Source organism: Paenibacillus tarimensis (assembly GCF_021532315.1).
Lineage (GTDB): Bacteria > Bacillota > Bacilli > Paenibacillales > Paenibacillaceae > Paenibacillus_I > Paenibacillus_I tarimensis.
The window spans coordinates 83376-105313 of the sequence record NZ_JAKGAO010000013.1; the positions used below are offsets into that span (position 1 = coordinate 83376).

General features: G+C 52.5%; 17 protein-coding genes. All 17 read right to left on the reverse strand.

Annotated elements, in window-relative coordinates; genetic code table 11:
- Positions 1-5: 5 nt before the first annotated feature.
- Positions 6-1337: a UDP-glucose 6-dehydrogenase TuaD gene (gene tuaD, locus L1N82_RS15205; protein ID WP_235288303.1), complete on the reverse strand. Its 1332-nt coding sequence runs from the start codon at positions 1335-1337 to the stop codon at positions 6-8.
- A gap of 5 nt (positions 1338-1342) precedes the next feature.
- Positions 1343-2236, reverse strand: a complete 894-nt coding sequence (gene galU, locus L1N82_RS15210) for a UTP--glucose-1-phosphate uridylyltransferase GalU (protein WP_111147152.1) — start codon at positions 2234-2236, stop codon at positions 1343-1345.
- 14 nt (positions 2237-2250) lie between these two features.
- Positions 2251-2919, reverse strand: coding sequence for a sugar transferase (locus L1N82_RS15215; RefSeq protein ID WP_407946762.1), 669 nt, complete (start codon positions 2917-2919; stop codon positions 2251-2253).
- Between the two features lie 90 nt (positions 2920-3009).
- Positions 3010-4224 carry a glycosyltransferase family 4 protein gene (locus L1N82_RS15220; protein WP_235288305.1) on the reverse strand — a complete coding sequence of 405 codons (1215 nt, stop codon included), beginning with the start codon at positions 4222-4224 and terminating at the stop codon, positions 3010-3012.
- 6 nt (positions 4225-4230) lie between these two features.
- Positions 4231-5253, reverse strand: a complete 1023-nt coding sequence (locus L1N82_RS15225; RefSeq protein ID WP_235288306.1) for an NAD-dependent epimerase — start codon at positions 5251-5253, stop codon at positions 4231-4233.
- A gap of 61 nt (positions 5254-5314) precedes the next feature.
- A complete protein-coding gene (locus L1N82_RS15230) occupies positions 5315-6748 on the reverse strand; it encodes a right-handed parallel beta-helix repeat-containing protein (protein ID WP_235288307.1) in 1434 nt (477 codons plus the stop codon).
- Positions 6726-7892, reverse strand: a complete 1167-nt coding sequence (locus L1N82_RS15235; protein WP_235288308.1) for a glycosyltransferase — start codon at positions 7890-7892, stop codon at positions 6726-6728. The genes L1N82_RS15230 and L1N82_RS15235 overlap by 23 nt, the downstream gene beginning before the upstream one ends.
- Positions 7786-9273 (reverse strand): O-antigen polymerase, encoded by a 1488-nt coding sequence (locus L1N82_RS15240; RefSeq protein WP_235288309.1) that lies wholly within the window; start codon positions 9271-9273, stop codon positions 7786-7788. The genes L1N82_RS15235 and L1N82_RS15240 overlap by 107 nt, the downstream gene beginning before the upstream one ends.
- Positions 9274-9286: 13 nt before the next feature.
- Positions 9287-10396 carry a glycosyltransferase gene (locus tag L1N82_RS15245; RefSeq protein WP_235288310.1) on the reverse strand — a complete coding sequence of 370 codons (1110 nt, stop codon included), beginning with the start codon at positions 10394-10396 and terminating at the stop codon, positions 9287-9289.
- 24 nt (positions 10397-10420) lie between these two features.
- Positions 10421-11830, reverse strand: a complete 1410-nt coding sequence (locus L1N82_RS15250) for a phenylacetate--CoA ligase family protein (protein ID WP_235288311.1) — start codon at positions 11828-11830, stop codon at positions 10421-10423.
- The gene (locus L1N82_RS15255; protein WP_235288312.1) at positions 11827-13152 is read right to left on the reverse strand and encodes a lipopolysaccharide biosynthesis protein; all 1326 of its coding nucleotides are present in this window, start codon (positions 13150-13152) and stop codon (positions 11827-11829) included. Before L1N82_RS15255 ends, L1N82_RS15250 begins: the two co-directional genes overlap by 4 nt.
- A 347-nt stretch (positions 13153-13499) precedes the next feature.
- Positions 13500-14186: a CpsD/CapB family tyrosine-protein kinase gene (locus tag L1N82_RS15260; RefSeq protein WP_235288313.1), complete on the reverse strand. Its 687-nt coding sequence runs from the start codon at positions 14184-14186 to the stop codon at positions 13500-13502.
- On the reverse strand, positions 14167-14913 hold the full coding sequence (locus L1N82_RS15265; RefSeq protein ID WP_235288314.1) for a YveK family protein: 747 nt from the start codon (positions 14911-14913) through the stop codon (positions 14167-14169). The genes L1N82_RS15260 and L1N82_RS15265 overlap by 20 nt, the downstream gene beginning before the upstream one ends.
- 46 nt (positions 14914-14959) lie before the next feature.
- A complete protein-coding gene (locus L1N82_RS15270) occupies positions 14960-15745 on the reverse strand; it encodes a tyrosine-protein phosphatase (protein WP_235288315.1) in 786 nt (261 codons plus the stop codon).
- 36 nt (positions 15746-15781) lie between these two features.
- A complete protein-coding gene (locus L1N82_RS15275; protein ID WP_235288316.1) occupies positions 15782-16255 on the reverse strand; it encodes a PilZ domain-containing protein in 474 nt (157 codons plus the stop codon).
- A gap of 300 nt (positions 16256-16555) precedes the next feature.
- Positions 16556-16708, reverse strand: a complete 153-nt coding sequence (locus tag L1N82_RS15280; protein WP_235288317.1) for a hypothetical protein — start codon at positions 16706-16708, stop codon at positions 16556-16558.
- 425 nt (positions 16709-17133) lie between these two features.
- Positions 17134-21735, reverse strand: a complete 4602-nt coding sequence (gltB, locus tag L1N82_RS15285; RefSeq protein WP_235288318.1) for a glutamate synthase large subunit — start codon at positions 21733-21735, stop codon at positions 17134-17136.
- Positions 21736-21938 lie beyond the last annotated feature (203 nt).

The window sequence follows — 21938 nt, forward strand, 5'->3', positions numbered from 1 at the left end:
CCTGGTTATACGACTGCGTGCTCCGGTGTACGGACTACAGGTCTGCCAACACTGTAATAGGCAAGACCAAGCTCTTCCATTTCCTGCAGCGAGAAGCAGTTCCGGCCGTCGACGACGATTGGGGCGCGGAGAAGCTCACGCGCGCGGGAGAGATCCATCTCCTTGATTTCGTTCCATTCCGTCAGAATCATACAAGCGTCCGCGCCGCGCAGGGTGTCATATACGTTTGCGCCATACTCCGTTTCTGCCGGCAGCTGCTTGCTTGCCTCAGGAATAGCTACCGGATCGTATGCTGTAACCGTTGCGCCCATCTTCAGAAGAGCAGGGATGAGGTCAAGGGAAGGTGCATAACGCATGTCATCTGTATTCGGCTTGAATGCGAGACCAAGAACGGCAATGTGCTTGCCTTGAACACTGCCGAGCGCTTCCTTCAGCTTATCCAGCATGATGAGGCGCTGACGATGGTTAATTTCGATAACCGACTCAATAATTTTAAACTCGTAGTTGTTCTGTGTTGCAATATGCTTGAGCGCCTCCGTATCTTTAGGGAAGCAAGAGCCACCGTAACCGATGCCTGCCTGCAGGAACTTCGAGCCAATCCGGCTGTCAAGGCCAACGCCTGCAGCAACTTCCGTAACATCAGCTCCTACGCGCTCACACAGGTTGGCGATTTCGTTAATGAACGAGATCTTAGTCGCGAGGAAAGCATTGGCCGCGTACTTAATCATCTCCGCACTTTCCAGGTCAGTGATAAAGATCGTTGTGTTGAACGGCTCATGCAGCTCGGCAATGATTTGCGCAGCCTTATCGCTGGTTGCGCCGATAACCGCACGCTCCATCTTCATGCAGTCGGCTATCGCTGTTCCTTCACGCAGGAACTCCGGATTGGATACAACATCGAATTCAATCGAGCTGTCCGGACGGTTATCCGCAACGGTTTGCGCAACGAGCCGGCCCGTCCCTACCGGTACCGTACTCTTGGTAACGACAACTTTATAATCATTCAGGTTCTCACCGATCGTCTTGGCTACGGCCTTAACATACGTCAGGTCGGCTTCGCCTGTAGCGGACATCGGCGTGCCGACTGCGATGAACACAATGTCGGAGGCCTGAATAGCCGCCCCGATCTCATCCGTGAAGGACAAGCGTCCGAGTTCGGTATTCGAGGAGACAAGTTCCTCAAGGCCCGGTTCATAGATAGGAATAATACCCGATTTCAGCAGGTCAATCTTGCGGCGGTCAATATCACAGCAGATAACCTGATGTCCGATTTCGGCAAAGCATGTGCCCGATACCAAACCGACATAGCCCGTTCCGATTACTGCAACTTTTTTCATATCGATTACCCCCCGTGAGTTACAAGCTGATTTTGGTAAATTTCCTGCAGATACGCCATCACATCATCGCGCAAGTCTTCACGCTGCAATGCAAAGTCAACCGTTGCCTTGATGAAGCCAAACTTGTCACCGACATCATAACGAACACCCGTGAAGTTATACGCCAGAACAGTCTGCAATGCGTTCAGACGCTGGATGCCGTCTGTCAGCTGAATCTCGCCGCCTGAGGTCGGCTCCAGGCTGCCGAGAATATCGAAAATTTCCGGACGCAGCACATAGCGGCCCATAATCGCATAATTGGATGGCGCCTGCTCCTTCTTCGGCTTCTCGATAAAGTTGGCAACACGCACCAAATCCGGAGCGATTTCGAGGCCATGCGGGTCAATTACGCCATATTTGGATACATCCTCATCCGGCACTTCCTGCACGCCGACAACGGAGGATTGGTACATATCAAAAACATTGATCAGCTGCTTCAGGCAAGGTACTTCGGACTGCACAATGTCATCGCCAAGCAGTACCGCGAACGGCTCATGGCCGATAAACTTGCGCGCACACCAGATCGCATGTCCTAGACCCTTCGGCTCGCCCTGACGGATGTAATGAATCTGTGCCAGATCATTAATGGCAGCCAGCTCGTCCAGTTCCTTCTGCTTATTCTTCTTGGCAAGGGTCTCTTCGAGCTCGAACGATTTGTCAAAATGGTCCTCAATCGCACGCTTGCCTCGTCCGCTGACAATGATAATATCTTCAATACCGGAGGCGACAGCTTCTTCAATAATGTATTGAATGGTCGGCTTATCGACAATCGGCAGCATTTCTTTTGGCTGCGCCTTCGTTGCAGGCAGGAACCTTGTACCAAGACCCGCGGCTGGTATAATCGCTTTTTTAACTTTCATGAATGATTACCTCCTCAATATGAACCTTTGTTCAGCAGTACCATCTGGATCGTCTTCAGAAAGATCTTCACATCAAGCAAGAGCGAGCAATTTTGCACATATTCCAGGTCGTATCGGATCTTATCGCCATGCGGAATATCCGAACGGCCGTTAACCTGCGCCCAGCCGGTAATGCCCGGCTTGACAAGCAGACGCTGACGCTGGTGAGCGTTGTATTTATCTGTAATCTGCGGCACTTCAGGACGTGGGCCGATAATGCTCATATCACCCTTGAGCACATTGTAGAATTGCAGCAGCTCATCCAGGCTGGTCTTGCGCAGGAATGCACCTAGCTTGGTTACATTCGGGTTAAAACCGGATTTGAATACAAAATCATCCGGCACTCCGTCTGTCCACTCGTCATAGTTGGCCTTGGCCTGGTTAGGCGCGGGCACCTGCTTGTGGGCAAGTCTCATCGAACGGAACTTATAAATCGTAAACGGTACGCCGTTTACCCCGGTGCGAACCTGCTTGAATACAGCCGGACGGCCGTCTGTAATGGCTATGGCCAGATAGACCAATAGCAGCAGCGGCGAGATAAAGACCAGGATAAAGGCACTGCTGACGACATCCAGCATACGCTTCACTCTCCGGTAAGATAAGAACTGGTTCTCAGTGCGGTTCAGTTCCATCTCCATTGACATACGTTGCTGGGGATTCATACTCATGGTTCGACTTCACTCCTTCATATTCTGATTATGGGTAAAACATTGTACGTATTCAGGCAGGCTAAGCTAAGCGGAATTCGAGCGCTCGGCGTAGCCGGTATCTACCGCTACGGACTGCAGGTGCTTGGCTTTCTCCGTTAATCCCAGCTTCTCAATCAACTCGCCGTAGTAAGCGTGAATGCGCTCGACAACCAGCTCCTCGGTAAATTCCTGCTCCACCATGCGGCGGCCTTCCAGGCCGAGCCGATGCGCGTATTCACCGTCGCTCAGCACTTTGTTAAGCGCTCCGGCGAGTGCATCCGCATCCTTATAAGGAACAAGAAGACCGTTGCGCTCATTGATTACCGTCTCACGCGTGCCAATGACATCGCTCGCCACAACAGGCTTGCTGTAGGTCATGGCCTCCATCACGATGCGAGGGATGCCTTCCTTCTCCGAAGACAGAACAATGACGTCAGCCAGCTCAATCCATGAGTAAATTTCTCGGGTATGCCCAATTAATCGGACCTGAGCTTCCAGACCGTATTCCTTGATCCGGCTTCGCACCTCATCCTCAAGCTCACCCTTGCCGGCAAGCACGCAGACATAATCCGTCTGTCCAAGCTGCTTCAGCCGCTTCAGCCCTTCCAGCAGGAAGAAGTGATCCTTCACCGGCTCAAAGCGGGCACCCATCAGCATAACCTTCTGATCGGGCCGGATCGACCACTGCCGCCGAAGCTCGCTTAGCATATCAGGCGTAATGGCGGCACGCTTGGCGTCGAGGGCTTCCAGATCAACGCCGTTGCCTTCGTAATAGACAGTCGCACGCGGAGCATATTCGCGAATTTTGGCAATATCCTCACGATTCTGGGAGGCTATGGCATGTCCGAAGGCAGCGCCAACCTTTTCAAGCAAACAAAAAAGCCGGTTCTTAAGCCGGCTTTGCCCTTCATAAAACGGAAGACCGTGGGTCGTATGGATCACGACGGGGACTCTTGCGAGCCGCGCCGCTATCCGTCCGACTACCCCGGCCTTTGCGGTATGCGTATGAACAATATCGTACTGCTCCTGCTTCAGAACCTTGGCCACTCTGAAGATCGAGCGCAGGTCATCCAACGGCTTGATCGGCCGGTTCATGTGAACAAAACGGAGCTCAAACCCGTATTTGTCCACGAGATTCGGATCATAGCCTTCCTCAGACGAAACGAGATGAATGTCGTATCCCTTCTTACGCAACAGCGCCAGCTTATCGACTAATATCTTATGACTTAGCGCACTCGTACAGAGATGAGCAACCTTCATGTCCCGTTACACCCCCGCGGGCTGGTCTGCATAATACTTGGTATACCAGGCTACAAAGCGCGACAGGCCTTCTTCAATAGATGTATACGGCTTAAAGCCGACAGCCTGCTGCAGCGCACTGATATCAGCAAATGTTTCTACAACGTCACCATCCTGCATCGGCAGCAGTTCGATGTCCGCCTTCTTGCCGAGCGCGCTCTCCAGCGTGCGGATGAAATGCATCAGCTCAACCGGCTCATTGTTGCCGATGTTGTACACACGGTAAGGCGCATAGCTTGTCGCCGGGTCCGGGTTCAACCGGTCAAAGCTTGGTTCACCCTGCGGAACATGATCCATCAGGCGGACGATGCCTTCTACAATATCGTCAATATACGTAAAGTCACGGCGCATTTGTCCATGGTTGAACACCTGGATTTTCTCGCCGGCCATAATTTTCTTCGTAAAGGAGAAATACGCCATATCAGGACGACCCCAAGGACCGTATACGGTGAAGAATCGCAACCCGGTTGTTGGCAGACCGTATAGATGGCTGTAGGTATGCGCAAACAGTTCATTGGCCTTCTTCGTAGCCGCGTACAAGCTGACCGGATGGTTGACCGGATCGGCTTCAGCGAACGGCATTTTGGCGTTGGCACCATAGACCGAGCTGGAAGAAGCATAGATCAGATGCGGCGTCTTCTGATAACGGCATGCTTCAAGAATGTTCGTAAAGCCTGCCACATTGGAAGCGATATAAGCATGCGGATTCTTCAGACTGTAACGTACGCCTGCTTGTGCAGCCAAATGGATGACACGGTCGAACGTGTGACGTGCAAACAGGTCCTGAACAGCTGTCAGATCCTCCAGATGCATTCTCGCCAGTTCAAACCGGTCATAGTCCAGCAGCTGAGCTACCCGGTCTTCCTTCAGCCTTACATCATAATAGTCATTAAAATTATCGGCACCTACTACTTCGTGTCCCGCTTCAAGCAGGCGTACCGCCGTATGAAAACCGACAAAGCCTGCCGCTCCTGTGATCAATACCTTCATCGTGGAATCCCTCCATGCCCCTTATCGGGTTCTGTATTATTATTCACAACGCGCAGCGGCATCAGCTGCCGATGACGTTTGTATCTCTGCCTCCATGGTCGCGAATCAGCAGGCCTGTATTATCATTCATCCAATACGTGCCTGTTGCGCCCGCTGGCCAATATTCCAGCTGATTGCGTCTGAACTGGATGCGGGTACCGCTGCCGCAATGGCGAAGCCGGATGGCAACCAGCTCTGCAGGCGACTCAACTTTGTCTGTCACCCAATTTTCTTCAATGGTAATATCGGTCTCGGCGCCTGTGCCTTGTATATCAAAGGCATAAGCCGGACCTCCGTTCTCCGGACGCGCAAAGCTTGCATACCGGTTATACCGGAATGTAAGCCGGTTATGCTTGCCTTCAATTAGGATCCCCCGTTGCTGTCCTCTCCAGGTATTCCCGGTGATTCGTACATCCCGGCTTCCGTAGCCGTCAGGATCGTAAAGCCTCATCCCGTTACGGTGTCCGCTGAAGCTGTTATGCTGCAGAAGACCGGTGAGCGCATAATTGAACATCGACACGCCATCGTTCTCTCCTGTGCCTTCACAGGTGTTATCCTCAACCAGAAAGTCCTCTACCGGATGCAGGATAACCCCCTTGCTGCCAAAGCCCTGGATAGATATATCAGAACTTCCGCTGCCCGATATCCGGTTAGACGTCACAATAGAGCCGCTGGACCCGCATAGCCTTACGCCGTGCTGCAGGCTGTCGCGGATTGTACACCCATGCACCAGCGTATCCGCTGCACGCATGACCTCGATTCCTGAACCGCCATTCGTCTTCTCAATCTGACAGTTCAGAATACGGCAGCTACGGGATACCTCGAACTTGCCGTAGCCTACCCGGATACCCGAGTCATCGCTATTGTATACTCTAACATGCTCGACCACACAGTTGTGACTGGCGTACAAATGAATACCGGTGTTCTCACCCTGGCCCCTGTTAATAATGTCCCTGACCTGCAGATGCGAGATCGTCACATCCTTGGTTCCCTGAACCTTAACAGCATCAACGTTCTCCTTTGTCAGCCTGATGACCGATGCATCCTTGCCAGCACCCGCCAGCTTCATAGGCCGGGTGATCATCAGCGTATCCGTAATCACATATTCTCCTGGCGGAAAATACACGACCCCTCCTGAGACTTCAGCAGCCTTTCCTGCCGCTCTGGCTATCGCCTCTAGGTCATCCGTACTGCCGTCCCCTCTTGCCCCAAAATCCTTGACATTCAACCAGCCGGGTGAAGGAGCTTCCGGATTGGCATGTTCTGAGGACTCAGCCGGTTTCCATGTTTCGGTTCCGTCAACTGCTTCGGCAGAAGCCGTTCGGAGCAGCTCTGCCCACAGGCTGTGCCCGCCCAGCGCAAGCGGCACAACACTAAGTCCGGCTGCTGTAGCCTTCTTCAGAAACTGCCTCCGTGACAGCAGAGCATCCGGCTTATCCTGCGGGCGTCCGCTCATATAGAGGCACGACACCTTTGCGCTGCAGCAGGGACCGGTAAAGCTCATCTGTCTGTTCGAGCGTACGTTCTAAAGTAAATCGTGTGGTCACAATGTTCTTCGCATACCGGCCCATCTTTTCCCTTGCCGGCTTGTCCATAGCGATCAGAGCGGAGAGCGCTTTGGTCATCTCATCCGTTACACCCGGTTCTACTATAAAGCCGCTGCCCGGCTCTTCAACTACCTCAGCCACTCCACCGGTTCGGGTAGCCACAACCGGCAGCTCGGATGCCATCGCTTCAATGACTACGTTCGGGAAGCCCTCCCAGAGCGAGCCTAGAACGAAAGCATCGGCGCCCCGAAGCAGCCTTGGCACATCCGTCCGAAGACCCGGACAACGGACATGGCCCTCCAGCCCTTTTTCCTTAATCTTCGCCATGATTTCTCCGCGAAGCGGGCCGTCGCCGATGATCAGCAGCGTTGTATCCGGATGCCGCTTCTGTACTTCAGCGAAGCTGTCTATCAGCTGAAGATGATTCTTTTGCTGTGCCATCCTGCCCACCGTCATATAGACGAAATGATGCTCCGGCACGCCCAGCTCACGGCGGATTGCTGCCGGATCTTCATGCGCATGAGTCTCGAAACGGCTCATGTCCACTCCGTTGTAAATAACGGTCAGCTGGTCTGCACCGACTGCCCCCTGCCTGACCTGGCGTTCGCCGGCCGAGCGGCAGACAGCCGTCACGCAATCGGCAAAACGCTTTGTCATGCCTAGCATCCGCTCTCTCATCCGGCCGCCGATATTCTCATTGCGAATGGATGAGATAATAACTGGAATGCCGGCAAGCTTGCCCATAACCCGGGCTATAATATCCGCATGGAACATATACGCATGCACAATCTGCGGCTTCTCCTTCAGCAGCAGCGCCAGCACACGGAAGAGCCGCAGCCAGTGAAGCGGATTTTTCTTCTTGAAGCCGAGTTCATATACCTTGATGCCTTGTTCACGAAGCCGGCCGGTCAGCTTGCCGTTCGACTCCAGCGATACGACGACGGACTCATACCGTTCGCGGTTTAAGTGAGTCACCGTTTGGAACAGCATCATTTCGGCGCCGCCGGTCTGCAGCCCTGTGATCAAGCTCAGCACTTTCACCTTGTCGTTCATGGGTCCAATCGTACTCCTTCACTTGCTTCTTATTTGTGTGCCAAGCGCTTCCCAGCAGCATGACCGTTCCGGCTGCCAGCGAGAAGGAAGCTGCAAAGAACATTTCCGGATCGGAATACATCACGCGGAAAGCGAAGAAATTCATCCAGGCCACCCGGAAAATAATGCATGCCATCCGGGATGTATCCTTGAACAGGCGGTCCATGAAGGCCAGCATAATGCCAAATACGAGTGCCGCAATGACAACTCCTGCAAGACCCATGCTGAGGTAGCCGAATGACACCAAATCAACCGGCACCGTTCCGCTTGCGCCGAACTGCTCCGTATTGATTTGGGACACAGTCGCCGGCAGCTCGATACCACCGAGACCGAGCAGCCTGTCTGGTATAATATACATCCAGCCTACCGCCACATCCTGGAACCAGCGGAATGGCTCAGCCACCGGATAGCTGGTCATGACGTTGACGAGTGTAGCGAATGGAAACGCGAATTCCGCCAAAATCATCGCGAGCACGCCGCCGGTATCCTCCGATACCGTGCCCATCCGCTGCGTCAGCCCTTCCGGATACATAAAGTAGTTAAATATCTGTTTGCCGAACAGAGTAATGAAAACAAAGAACAAGCCGCCGAACACAATCGTCCGCAGCTTAATTTTCCCGGTAAACAGCATATTGGCGATCGGGAAGGTAATCAGGTAAGACAGCAGCCCCATCCGTCCAGCCTTATGGAACAGAAGGGCCAGCGACAAGGCGAACATGATCGCAAATAATATGGCTGCCAGCCGCTTGATATCCGGCCTCTTGCTCTGCTTCATCAAAGCATAGAAGAAGTAGGAGGCGACCAGCATGAACGGACTTACATTTTTCAGGAACATCCATTTTGAATCAAAAATATTACCGCCGCCGCGCAGAACAATCGCCAGCTCAAACAGCTTGGACGGTCCGCCGATCGCCATCGTGTAGACACCAAAGCTCAGCGTGCCAATGGCTCCGATAATGAGCCCGCATACCAGCAGCTGTTTCTCTGAAATGGCGTAGCTCAGCGCCGGACGTCCAAACGGTATATGAACCCGGTTCTTAATCGGCAGCTTCTGCGCCCATCCATATCCCAGCAGGACGCCAATGTAAGCGAGCAGTGCGATCAGTGCCGCGTAGAAGTAAACCGCCGAATCGCGGGGCTCCTTCGTCAGCCATGTCCACTTGCTCATCGTTTCTACATCGTAGGTCATCAGAAAAATTGGACTTGCAGCAAAGCTCATAAAGTAGATGGCATTCACTAACGTCAAAAAGTCAACCGGTCCACGCTGCTTCTTCCGCTTCAGCTCGACCAGTATAATCAAACCGCCCAGCAGCAGCGCAACCGGTATTGCGTATATTCCCATGTGTACATTCACCTCACACGCTGGTTAACAGCTGTCGGTATTCACCTGCTATCTTCTCAATATGGAACTGCTTGGCCCGCTCACGCTGTCGGTCACCGATATCCGCCGTCTGTTGCTGTAGAGCGTTCACAATCGCTTCGGCTAACGCATCCTCTGCCCCTACAGGAATCATCGTGCCGTACCGACCGTCATCCAGCACGTCCGGCACGCCGATGCAGTCAGTGGCCACTGCCGGAAGCCCGACGGCAAGCGCTTCGAGCAGCACATTCGGCATGCCTTCAAAGCTGGAGCTCATGACGAACAAATCTGCGCGGGCCATGTAAGCATACGGATTACCCGTAAAGCCTGCCAGCTCAACCTTGTCTTCAAGGCCAAGCTCCTTGATCAGCGCGGTCAGGTGTTCCCGCTTGGGGCCTTCACCCAGGATTATCAGCCTGGCCGGTGTCTGCCTTACAGCCTTGGCGAACGAACGGAGAAGCATATCATAATTCTTCTGCTCCACCAGTCTGCCGACACTGATGCATACCGGAAGCTCACGTCCGGCTCCCTTCTCGCGCAGCCATGGATGATCCAGCGGCTCGTCTGCCTGCCGTTTAATCTCCTCTGTTACCACCGGGTTGTGGATAATCGATATCTTATCCTTTGGCATCCTTGAGAAGGAAAGCAGGTCATCCGCCATCCCTCTTGAGAGGGCGATCACGCGGTCCGCCTTCGGGTAGAACATCCGGTACAGGGTCCGGTACAGCTTCACGCCGCCCTTACCCTTGCGCATGGCAAAGCTCGGTGCGTTGGCTTCACGCAGCACGATCTTGGGCTTATTCTTCAGAAACGGCCGCAGCGCAAGCAGCGCAACGTTCAAATGTCCTAGCGTGGATACGACCACATCCGGCTGCATCCGGTTCAGCTCCTTAATCAGCTTGCCGATGCTGTGCCTCACCCGGCGCGTCCCCAGATCGACAATTTCCGCATCATCCGGCAGATGGCTGACATAAGGACCCTCAAGCTTAAGCGCAATGAGCCCCAGCTTGATATTGTCACGGTTCATATGCCGCAGAAGATGGACGACGACACGTTCAGCGCCGCCGCCGCGCAGTGAAGGCGTGATGAATACGATTTTCTTCATAAGATAGCGGTCTCCTTGCTTCTATTATCCGATTCCAACCGGCTCACGGCTGTCTTCCCCTGTTTCCGCCAGCTTGGACGGATCCACCTTCGAAATCGTATACCGGTATTTGCCTGACGCCGTTGCCGGAATGTGATCCGTAAATGTGAACGTAATCCGGCAGGTATCTCCCATCGCCCGCTTAATGCTGCTCTTGACAGCATCCAAGCGGTCCTTACGGCTGTTCAGCGCAACTGCGCCTTCCTCGCAGACAATCTTGACCTCAATCTCATCAATCTGCTCCTGAACAACCTGATACTGCTTGATCCACTGCTCAGGATAGAAGATTTGCGTAAAATAGGTGCCATGCACTTTGCCGCCGCCCGGTGTATAGAACGTATCGCTCTCACGGCCAGTCACCTCGCGCAGCATCCGCTGCGGACGGCCGCATGAACAGCGGTGCTCCGACATGGCCCCCATGTCCCCGATGCGGTAACGAATTAGCGGCATGGCATAATTGGTAAGCTGAGTAACGGCTATATGACCGATCTCGCCGGGTTCAGCCAGCGAGCCGTCATCACGGACGATCTCGACATAGTGCGTGTATTCACTGATATGCAGCCCTTCATGCTTATCGCACTCACAGGCAATATCACCAACCTCCCGGGAGCCGTACCGGTTAAATACGCGGGTATTAAATGTGCTTTCAATCATTTCCCGCATCTCCGGCGTAAGCACGCCTGCTGTCGTCATGATACCGCGCGGCGAATGGACTCTGATTCCCTTCTGGCGGATATACCGGGACAGCTCGTATATACTCTCTACGTAAGACAGAATATGAACCGGCTTGAACCGGTTAATTGTATTCACATATTCGCTAATCCGGTCGGCTGTCATGTTGTAGGCATTCAACCAGATTTCATTGCGCAGCCAGCGGCCCGCCTGTGTGCGCCAGGTTTCCTTACCGACCAGCAGATCCCGGACGGAGCCCCAGAGACGAATCTGCTTGTCCCCGATCCCCCTGCCGCTCCACTCGTCAAACAGCACCTTATTCGCCTGTGCCCAATCCTTATATACATTATCCTGCAGGAACTTGGCCTGGAAGCCTGTCGAGCCCCCCGATGTATTCTCATACCAGCTGCGGCTTGCGAGGTCATCTGACTTCAGCCCTTCAAACTCGTCACGCATAATTTCCTTTGTCAGGAAAGGCAGACGATCAAACCGGTCCAGCCTGATCTTGCCGCCTGCCATCACACCATGCTTTTCAAACAGCTTACGGTAATAGCCCGTATGCGCATAAGCATGCTCCAGCAGCTTCGTCAGCTGTGCATCCTGTGTTGCCTTCATCGCTGCAGCGTCAAGCTGTTCCACTTTTTTAAGCTGGTGAAATTTATCCATCACATGCTGATGGCTGCTCAGCTTCATCTTCACCATCTGTTTTTTGAGCCCTATCATTTCCCATCGACCTCTTTCAGCTGTTGCTTGATTTGTTTATCATGGCGGTAGGCGAACCAGCCCATCCCCGCAATGAGAGTCATTTGGAACAAAACGCCTGTCAGACTGTAATATACAATGCTTGTCAGCGCTGTGCCGTAAACAAAACCGAGCCATAGCGCCAGGAAGCGCGCAGCGAACAGAAAGACTTCAAATACCAGAACCAGCTGCTGGAGGTTAAGCACCTGTGCAGTCACCGATGCCGGCGGATTCAGATAAACCAGGTACAGCCACAAGATCATCCATCTGGCAAATTCACCGGCCTCACGCCACTGCTCGCCCAATATGACAGCGAATAGCTCTGGTCCCCAGACTACCAGGATACATACCGGCAGGATGCCAACAGCACCCAGTGACAAGATTGTCTTCACATAGAGGGGAAACTGTTTGCCTTTACGGTTAAACACATCTGATGCTCGCTTCAGGTACACCTGACGGATCGACTGGCTGATCACATTAATCGGCATCTGCAGCAGCCGCAGCGACAAGCCGTACAAACCAACCGCAGCAGATCCATAGTAAGCAGCAAGCAAAAAAGGCGCCATCTGCTGAGACATCGCATTGATGAACGCCTGCGGCATATTAAAGAGAGGAAACTGCTTATACGTCTTGATTGACGCCAGCATTTTCTTCATGCTGAGCTTATCGCGAATGGCCTTCCCGTCTTCACGCCAGGTCTGCACAAACAGGGTCATCGTCGCTACCCATTGTCCGAGCAGCTGGCCTAAGATTAATCCGGCCCCGCCTAACCCGGCAAACCCTGTCGACAGCTGAGTGCCCGAAACGCCAACCGAGCGGACAACCTGTGAAACAGACTGTCTGCGGAACGTTTTCTGACGGGTGCTCCAGTAGTTGCAGCTCTGATAGATTCCGATGGCAAGAATGCTTGCCGGAATCCACAGCAGCCACCACGTATCCATCTGCGCGGTAATTGGCGCATTCACCCACATCGCTCCGCCCAGCAAGAGCGCGGACAGCAGTGATGTGATGAATGCGAGCATAATGGATAACCCCATTACGTTCACTGCATCCTCGTCCTTCTCGGGAAGCACAACAGCAATTTCGTATTTGCCCCCCGCCACTATGGAGAGCACGCTGATAATCGAGCTATAGAAGGTAAACACACCGAAATTCTCCGGCGTAAACAGACGACTGAGCACTGGTGCAGACAGTATCGTGATGACCTGTGCCAGTGCCGTACCGGACATCAGTACGGCCAGCTGCTTGCCGAAGGAGCCCATCTTCAAGCGGCCGGCTGCATTTCCCGCGAGCGGAGTTCTCATTACACACTTCTCCCATTCAATAGAAAGTCAAGGTACAAGGTTAAGCTTTAACCCCATACCTTAAGTTTCTATCGAGCCTCATGTATACAGATTGTATCATTTTGCTGATAAAAAAAGGCGCATGGCGAAGCGAGCGTATCCGCTGGCTCCGCCATGCATCGGGGCATCTAACCCCTCCTCATCACCGCACCCTTGACGATTAACGTCTAAGGCGATTATCGCCCACAGCACGGCCGAGTGCCTACAATGATAAAGGTCTGGTAGGCATTACCTTAGCACCTGCACGAGACAATAATCCCGGTTATAAGCGCTGATGTTCCCTTATATCCTGTAAAAGTGACCGGCTGCTACTTGGCAGCCCGTTCGTATTGATACACCGATTTATTCGCCTGATGCTTCTGTCCGTTAAGAACAACGCCAAGCACCCGTGCTTTGACCGCTTCAAGCTGCTCCTTCGCCTTCTTAACCAGCTCACGCTTGGACTTGGAGGTGTGAACAACAAGCACTACACCATCACAATAGGATGCGATCAGCTTGGAGTCGGTAACGGCCAATACAGGCGGCCCATCGATCAGCACGACATCCGCTTTACCTTTAAGCTGTTCGACAACCTCTCTCATATGGCCGCTTGCGAGCAGCTCTGCCGGGTTATGAGGAATCGGACCTGACGGTATCAAGAACAATCCTCCGATTGCAGTTGACCTCATTACCTCAGTTGCTTCCAGCTTGTCACGCAAACAGTTGGAGAGACCGATATGGTTGCTCTCTGCAAATACATGATGCAGATTTGGCCGGCGGAGATCGCCGTCTATAAGGACGACCCTTCTGCCTTCTTGTGCATAAGCTATCGCCAGATTAACCAAGGTTGTTGTCTTGCCTTCCCCGCTGGCAGCGGAAGCCGCTGTAATAACCCGGAGGGGCTCGTCCTGATCAATGAACTGGAGATGCGTGCGAAGTGCTCTGAACGATTCAGAAACCGGTGAGAATGGGTTAATCTCCGTAACCATCGCCTGTTTAAGATTTTGCCGCAGCATAGTTTGCCTCCCCTGCTTTCTGCGTCTTGTTGGTCGGATAACGGTTCGTCCCTTTCAGGTCCGATGCCTTGATATGGTTAATTACTGCCAATGTCGGCAGATCCAGATAATCACGAACTACTTCTTCTGACTGGATTGAATCATCGAAGTATTCAACAATCAGTACAATGGCTACGCCAGCTATAAGTGCCAGTACGACCGCGATCACAATGTTTAGCTCCGGGTTGGGGCTAACCGGATCCGGTGTCGCTTCGGGATTCGCCCGGTTCAGCACGGTCAGGTTATCGATCATAACCTCCGGCATCTTGGCCACAAATTCACTCGTTACCGCATTGACCATATTAGCCGCTCTGCTGTAATCCGTGTCCGAGATCTTGAAGGTCATGACCTGTGTGCCAGCCGGTGAGCTTACTTCCAGCTTGCTTGCCAGCTCAGACGAAGTAGTCTGAAGCTCCGGATGCTTCTGTACGACATCATCCAGCAGCCATGGTGTTCTGACCACTTCCTTATAGGTCCCGATCATCTGTACCTGGGCATTAAGGTCTTGGAAAGTTACATCCTCAACCCCCTCAACGATCCGGGTTTTGTTAACAATCACCTTGGAGGAAGCTTCATATACCGGCTCTATATATTGGTAGGAATAAAATCCAACCGCACTCCCTGCAATTACAATCAACAGCCCGATAATCCATGCCCGCTTGCGAATGATCCGCAATAAATCCTTCATATCCAAGTTCATCTTCAAACTCCTCTCTCATCATCCAGATTCTACTTCAGTTGCTGCCGCCCCATATCCGGCCAAGCAGCGTCCGTTTGCGATGCGGCTTCACCGGATCGGCTACAATCAACTCACGGCCTGCAATCACATGCTCAGCGTTTGCTTCGCACAGATCCGCGAATTCCCCTCCATACTCCAGCCTTACTCGCACAAGCGACTCACGAAGCTGAAAGCCCCTAGTACGGGTATTATGAGCATCTGAAGCAATCAGCTGTATCCAGCGGTAACGGCACATTTCCTGGACCGCCGCTTGAACCTTTCTGCCATTCAGTCCCAGTATGGAATGAGCAGTCGCCTGAAAACGAACACCTCTTTCAATCCATCCATACATCTGTTCAGGCCTTCGCATAAACTGCCGGTTGCGTTCCGGATGTGCGATCACGACTGTAATTCCGTAGCGCTGCATATATTCAACGAAAGGCCCAAAATAAGCTGGAACCTCTTCAGACGGCAGTTCCACCAGAAGGTAAGGCGTTGCTCCTCCCAGACTCTGAAGCCGCCCGGCGAGATGCTCTTCACGGTAATCTTCACCAAGCAGGTATTCCTGCCCAGCCAGCACCAGCACCGGCACGCCAGCCTGTTTCAACCTCTCATTCATACGGTTAACAGAATCTTGAATATTGGCTGCCGCATTGCAGTAATGCCGGTTTCCGTGATGCGGAGTCGCTACTATTGTCTGTATGCCTCCATAAAAGGCGATTCTTGCAATACGTATCGACTCTTCCCAGCCTGCCGGACCGTCATCCAATCCGGGCAAAATGTGACAATGTGTATCAATCATGGCACACGTACTCCTTGGAACTTTGGTTAAAGCCCATCAGCTGACCATGTTCATGGATGCCGACAGCTCCAATTCCGATTCTATACTGCTCATCTTGTTGTACAGCTCATGAATCTGATTGCGGTCTGGAAGCACCGGATGACTATAGCCGGCCAGTTGGCACCATAATGCTTCACGTTCCTGCACACTTTGTACGAACCGGACCCCATAGCGGTACAGGCTGCTGCCTTCTTCCCTTTGCCATATACATTCGCCAGTCAGGTATAATTTGTGTCCGTTGATTGAAATTTGGAAACCTAACTTGTAATCTTGACGTACTGGAAATCGCAGCGATGTCAGCATGCTCAGGCCTTGTTCGTCGAGAGTCGTGATTAATATCGGCCTTTCACCTGATTGAACCCGGCTGCCTGCCACTTCAACCACCGACATTACGGCTTGCGCGATATCGGATAGCTTGATGCGCAGTTGGCTCTGTGCCCTCAACTTCTCTAAAGTTAATAAGCCAGTCATTAGGTTGTACCGTCCTCTGCTACATTTTTAGTTCCTCATTTAGGATACGTTCTGTATCATTTTGCACTCTTAATTTACGATACAATCTGTAACATGTCAAGCGTTTTTTTATTAAGATTCCTTATATATGACACAATCCAACGTGTTATCCCGTAAACCTCCAGCCGTCTTCTCCAAAATTCCACCTTTTCCGGATAGATGTAGGATCATTTGTCAGTAAAACAAAGAAAAAAGGAACCTTTACGAACCCGCATCCTAATGCGGCCAGTCCGTTCCGGCTCCTTATTAACGGTTAAGCTTTCACTCACCCGAGGCTGCCTCCTGTGCACTGCTTATGTAAAATTCAATCCATTTGGCCTTCGGTATGCCAAGCTGTTCCAATACCTCATATACGTCCAGAGTCTTCTGTTCACTCTCAATTGATTGCAGCCGATTAGCTCCGTTGTTAATCATACCCACACTCCCAGCCTTTACTGTTCTAATTCATTGTGAATGAACCTTTAAACGCTATCAGCATCTGTCGATTTACCCCAGCCTGTCCAATTACCCGCTATGCTACATACTTAAACATATTATTGAATAATGATTGAGAATTGGGTTCATATACTCATCTCTATACGGGAAATATTCAGACTTAAGAATCTGTAGACAGAATTCTAACTCAAAAGGAATCCGTTGGAAATCACAACATTGCCATTATACCGAATGCAATCATCACTGTCTGTCGTATCATGTAAGCCTCTTCTCTAATTTTTTGTCGAAACCCTTAAAAAAACTCTAATGTTTCAACGCTCTATAATTGGGTATTCGTAACAAAAAAATGGTGCCCCCGCAAGCGGGAGCACCATAGTAGTTCTATAGACTCATATGCATCTTATTTAGTTACCACCAGCACGCGCCAGTTCACGCATATTGGCTTCGAATGCAGCAAGGAGAGCCTCATCCCCGGTAAGACCAGAGGCATGCATCTTGTCGATCTGCTCCAGCATCCGCTTGAAGTCCTTCGGGATAACCTTAACGAACTTCGGAACTTCCTCTTCCCAATGATTGAGAATGTATTGTCCCGGAGCACTATCCGTGTACATGACATGATTCATAATCATCTGCTTCAGTTCCGCCAGCTCCTGCTCAGACTCCAGACGCTCCAGTCCAACCATCTCCAGGTTGCAGCGGTTCACGAAGTCACCGGCCTGGTCGTAGACATAGGCGATACCGCCGGACATGCCAGCTGCAAAGTTGCGTCCTGTTGTACCCAGGACGACTACTCGCCCGCCCGTCATGTATTCGCATCCGTGGTCCCCCACGCCTTCTACAACGACCTTCACACCGCTGTTACGAACCGCAAAGCGTTCACCTGCAATCCCACGGATATAGGCTTCTCCGCCTGTCGCTCCGTAGAAAGCAGTGTTGCCGATGATGACATTCTCCTCGGCTTTGAATGTAGCCTTCGGAGAAGGAGCAATGACGATTTTACCGCCGGACAATCCTTTGCCGACGTAGTCATTCGAGTCGCCCTCAAGCGACAGCGTTATCCCTTTTGGCACAAACGCACCAAAGCTCTGGCCCGCCGAGCCCACAAAGTGGAAGTTAATCGTATCTTCAGGCAGTCCCTTCAGCCCGTATTTACGTGTTACTTCACTGCCAAGAATAGTACCCACTACACGATTCGTGTTACAGATCGGGAATGTAGCACGTACTGCTTCTCCAGATTCAATTGCCGCTTGGGCTCTTGGAAGGAGCTCGCGTACGTCAAGTGACTCATCAAGGCCGTGGTTCTGCTCCTGAACGCAATAGCGCGAAGCTTCAACCGGCACTTCCGGCTGATGAAGCAGAGGCGAGAGATCAAGACCCTTCGCTTTATAGTGACCGATTGCTTCCTTAGTCTCCAGCATATCGGAGCGGCCTACCATTTCGTTCAGAGTACGGAAGCCGAGCTCAGCCATAATTTCACGAAGCTCCTCCGCCACGAAACGCATGTAATTGACCACGTATGCCGGATCGCCCATGAACTTCTTACGCAGCTCCGGATTCTGTGTAGCTACGCCTACTGGGCAAGTGTCCAGCTGGCAGACCCGCATCATGACACAGCCAAGCACTACAAGAGGTGCTGTCGAGAAGCCAAATTCTTCTGCACCCAGCAGCGCAGCGATGGCAAGGTCACGACCGTTCATCATCTTGCCGTCACACTCAACAACAACCCGGTCACGCAGATTATTCAGCATCAGGGTCTGATGAGTTTCGGCAAGACCCAGCTCCCAAGGCAGTCCCGCATGGCGCATGGATGCCATTGGCGAAGCGCCGGTTCCGCCGTCATAACCACTGATCAGAATTACGTCAGCACGGCCTTTGGCTACACCAGCTGCAATTGTGCCTACGCCAACCTCGGATACAAGCTTAACGTTAATACGGGCACGCGGGTTAGCATTTTTCAGGTCATGAATAAGCTCCGCCAAATCTTCAATCGAATAGATATCGTGATGCGGAGGCGGCGAGATCAAACCGACACCAGGAGTTGAACCCCGGACCTCAGCAACCCAAGGATATACTTTACGACCTGGCAGCTGTCCGCCTTCACCAGGCTTCGCGCCTTGGGCCATCTTAATCTGAATCTCATCGGCGTTCACAAGATAGTTGCTTGTTACGCCAAATCGTCCGGAAGCCACCTGCTTGATCGCACTGCGGCGGGAATCACCATTGGCGTCTGGAGTGAAACGGTCCGGGTCTTCCCCGCCTTCACCCGTATTAGACTTGCCGCCGATGCGGTTCATCGCAATGGCCAATGCCTCATGAGCTTCCTTGCTGATGGAACCATAGGACATAGCACCGGTCTTGAACCGCTTTACAATGCTCTCCACCGGTTCAACTTCCTCCAGCGGTACTGGGTTGCCCTTCTTAAAACCAAGCAGTGAGCGAAGTGTTGCATATTTGCGATCCTCACCTTGTACAAGATGGGAATATTTTTTATACAATGCGTAGTCATTAGCCCGGGTGGACATTTGCAGCGTATGAATGGTATGCGGGTTGAACAGATGCTCTTCCCCGTCCTTGCGCCACTGATATTCCCCGCCGGAATCAAGCTCGAGGTCTACGCCTTCCTTATCATCATAACCGCGCTTGTGAGCTTTGAGCGCTTCATCGGCGATAACATCCAGCCCGATGCCGCCAATACGGGACGGTGTCCAGGTGAAGAATTCGTCGATGACATCCTCTTTCAGACCAACGGCTTCAAAGATTTGCGCTCCACGGTAAGACTGAATCGTTGAAATCCCCATCTTCGAAAGAATCTTTACGACACCCTTGGTAGCTGCCTTGATGTAATTCTTGACGGCCTTCTCATGTGAAATGCCGCGCAGCATGCCTTGACGGATCATATCATCAAGCGATTCAAAGGCAAGATACGGATTCACAGCACTTACCCCATAACCAAGCAGGAGAGCAAAATGATGCACTTCTCTTGGCTCGCCCGATTCCAGCATCAGACTGACCTTCGTCCGCATGCCTGTGCGGATAAGATGGTGATGCAGGGCCGACACGGCCAGCAGAGCCGGTATAGCCGCATTCTCCTTATCGATTCCGCGGTCGGACAAAATGATAATATTGTGTCCGTGCGCAATGACACGGTCTGCCGCTTCACACATTGTCTTAAGCGCTGCACGCAGTCCCGCTTCTCCCTCGTCTGCGGGGAAGAAGATCGGGATTGTAATCGCCTTGAAGCCAGGACGGCGGATATGGCGCAGCTTCGCGAATTCCTCGTTGGAGAGAATCGGCGTAGCCAGCCGGATATGACGGCAGCTCTCAGGCTCTGGATTGAGCAGGTTCCGCTCAGGTCCGATCGTTGTTCCCGTAGCGGTAATAATCTCCTCACGAATAGCATCGATCGGCGGATTCGTTACCTGGGCAAACAGCTGCTTGAAGTAGTTGTACAGACGCTGAGGGCGCTCGGACAGAACAGCCAGCGGAGCATCATAACCCATTGAGCCGATCGGCTCAACACCGCTACCGGCCATCGGTTCCAGCACCTTGCGCAGATCTTCGAATGTATATCCGAATGCCTGCTGGCGACGCTGTACTGTCTTATGGTCGGGTTCCGGCAGCTCAACGGCTTCCGGCAGCTCTTCAAGACCAACCAGATGCTCATCCAGCCATTCTCTGTATGGCTGCTCGGATGCAATACGCGCCTTAACCTCCTCGTCGGCAATAATGCGTCCTTCCTTGGTATCGACAAGAAGCATGCGGCCTGGACGAAGACGGTCTTTGTACAGAATGTTCTCCGGAGCGATTTCAACCGTGCCTGCTTCGGAGCCAAGAATGATAACATCATCCTTCGTAACATAGTATCGCGCCGGGCGCAGTCCGTTACGGTCAAGCACGGCACCAATCTGCGTACCGTCCGTGAATGCCATGGCGGCAGGGCCGTCCCACGGCTCCATGAGTGTACTGTGATACTCATAAAATGCCTTCCGCTCTTCACTCATGCTCTCATGGTTGGACCATGGCTCCGGTACCATCATCATTGCCACATGAGGCAGCGAACGGCCGGCCAGGTACAGGAATTCCAGCGTGTTATCAAACATCGCCGTATCCGAACCATCCGGGTTAATAACCGGCTTAATCTTGTTCATATCCTCGCCAAACAGTTCGGATTCGAACAGAGTCTGCCGCGCGTGCATCCAATTCACATTGCCGCGCAGCGTGTTGATCTCGCCGTTGTGAATCAGGTAGCGGTACGGATGCGCCCGCTCCCAGCTAGGGAATGTGTTCGTACTGAAGCGGGAGTGTACAAGCGCAATTGCCGTCTCCATCGCTTCATCATTCAGATCAATATAGAAGGAACGCACCTGCTCGGTCGTGAGCATACCCTTATAAACAATCTTCTTGCTGGAGAGGCTTGGGAAATAGAATGACTCCCCGCCTGCCGAACCCGAATAACGGATCGCCAGCTCCGCACGCTTGCGGATAACATAAAGCTTGCGTTCGAACGGCAGCTCGCCCTCTACACCTTCTCCACGGCCGATAAAGACCTGCCGGACATAAGGCTTTACCGCTTTGGCGGATTCGCCCAGCTTCTCGTCATTCGTTGGAACGGTTCTCCAGCCCAGGAACTGCTGGCCTTCCTCACGAATAATTTCTTCCAGGCGGCGCTCCTGCTCAGCGCGAATCGCTTCATCCTGCGGCAGGAACAGCATGCCTACGGCATAATCTCCCTCTGCGGGCAGGGTGATAGCCTGCTTCTGCAGCTCACGGACGAAGAACGTATGCGGAAGCTGAAGCATAATACCCGCACCGTCTCCCGTATTCGCTTCACTTCCCTGACCGCCGCGGTGTTCCATGTTCTCCAGAACGGTTAACGCCTGACGAATGATCGTGTGCGACTTGTTCCCCTTGATGTTTGCCACAAAGCCCATACCGCAGGCGTCTTTCTCGAACTGCGGGTCGTAGAGGCCTTGCTTCGGCGGCAATCCCAAACGATGTTCTTTCATTTCGTGCAACCTTTCTATCAGAAAATTTTGGACAACATCCGGCAGCCGTTCAAGCGGCGGATACGCCGGTAAAAAAAACGTGCTTCAATTCCGGCTTGTTTTATCATAAAATGGAAATTGCAGAGACGGATTTCATTGTCCAATCCAAAAGCCCGCCCATAGATACCTCGGAACCTGTTACAGCCGTTTACCAGGCTTCTGCC

Bases quoted from the DNA above. Each gene is read 5' to 3' on its own strand.
- L1N82_RS15235 (WP_235288308.1), bottom strand. From the start codon at position 7,892: ATGAACGACAAGGTGAAAGTGCTGAGCTTGATCACAGGGCTGCAGACC.
- L1N82_RS15230 (WP_235288307.1), bottom strand. From the start codon at position 6,748: ATGAGCGGACGCCCGCAGGATAAGCCGGATGCTCTGCTGTCACGGAGG.
- gltB (WP_235288318.1), bottom strand. From the start codon at position 21,735: ATGAAAGAACATCGTTTGGGATTGCCGCCGAAGCAAGGCCTCTACGAC.
- L1N82_RS15225 (WP_235288306.1), bottom strand. From the start codon at position 5,253: ATGAAGGTATTGATCACAGGAGCGGCAGGCTTTGTCGGTTTTCATACG.
- L1N82_RS15240 (WP_235288309.1), bottom strand. From the start codon at position 9,273: ATGGGAATATACGCAATACCGGTTGCGCTGCTGCTGGGCGGTTTGATT.
- L1N82_RS15265 (WP_235288314.1), bottom strand. From the start codon at position 14,913: ATGAAGGATTTATTGCGGATCATTCGCAAGCGGGCATGGATTATCGGG.
- L1N82_RS15270 (WP_235288315.1), bottom strand. From the start codon at position 15,745: ATGATTGATACACATTGTCACATTTTGCCCGGATTGGATGACGGTCCG.
- L1N82_RS15250 (WP_235288311.1), bottom strand. From the start codon at position 11,830: ATGATAGGGCTCAAAAAACAGATGGTGAAGATGAAGCTGAGCAGCCAT.
- L1N82_RS15280 (WP_235288317.1), bottom strand. From the start codon at position 16,708: ATGATTAACAACGGAGCTAATCGGCTGCAATCAATTGAGAGTGAACAG.
- galU (WP_111147152.1), bottom strand. From the start codon at position 2,236: ATGAAAGTTAAAAAAGCGATTATACCAGCCGCGGGTCTTGGTACAAGG.
- L1N82_RS15220 (WP_235288305.1), bottom strand. From the start codon at position 4,224: ATGAAGGTTGCTCATCTCTGTACGAGTGCGCTAAGTCATAAGATATTA.
- L1N82_RS15255 (WP_235288312.1), bottom strand. From the start codon at position 13,152: ATGAGAACTCCGCTCGCGGGAAATGCAGCCGGCCGCTTGAAGATGGGC.
- L1N82_RS15275 (WP_235288316.1), bottom strand. From the start codon at position 16,255: ATGACTGGCTTATTAACTTTAGAGAAGTTGAGGGCACAGAGCCAACTG.
- tuaD (WP_235288303.1), bottom strand. From the start codon at position 1,337: ATGAAAAAAGTTGCAGTAATCGGAACGGGCTATGTCGGTTTGGTATCG.
- L1N82_RS15260 (WP_235288313.1), bottom strand. From the start codon at position 14,186: ATGCTGCGGCAAAATCTTAAACAGGCGATGGTTACGGAGATTAACCCA.
- L1N82_RS15215 (WP_407946762.1), bottom strand. From the start codon at position 2,919: ATGTCAATGGAGATGGAACTGAACCGCACTGAGAACCAGTTCTTATCT.
- L1N82_RS15245 (WP_235288310.1), bottom strand. From the start codon at position 10,396: ATGAAGAAAATCGTATTCATCACGCCTTCACTGCGCGGCGGCGGCGCT.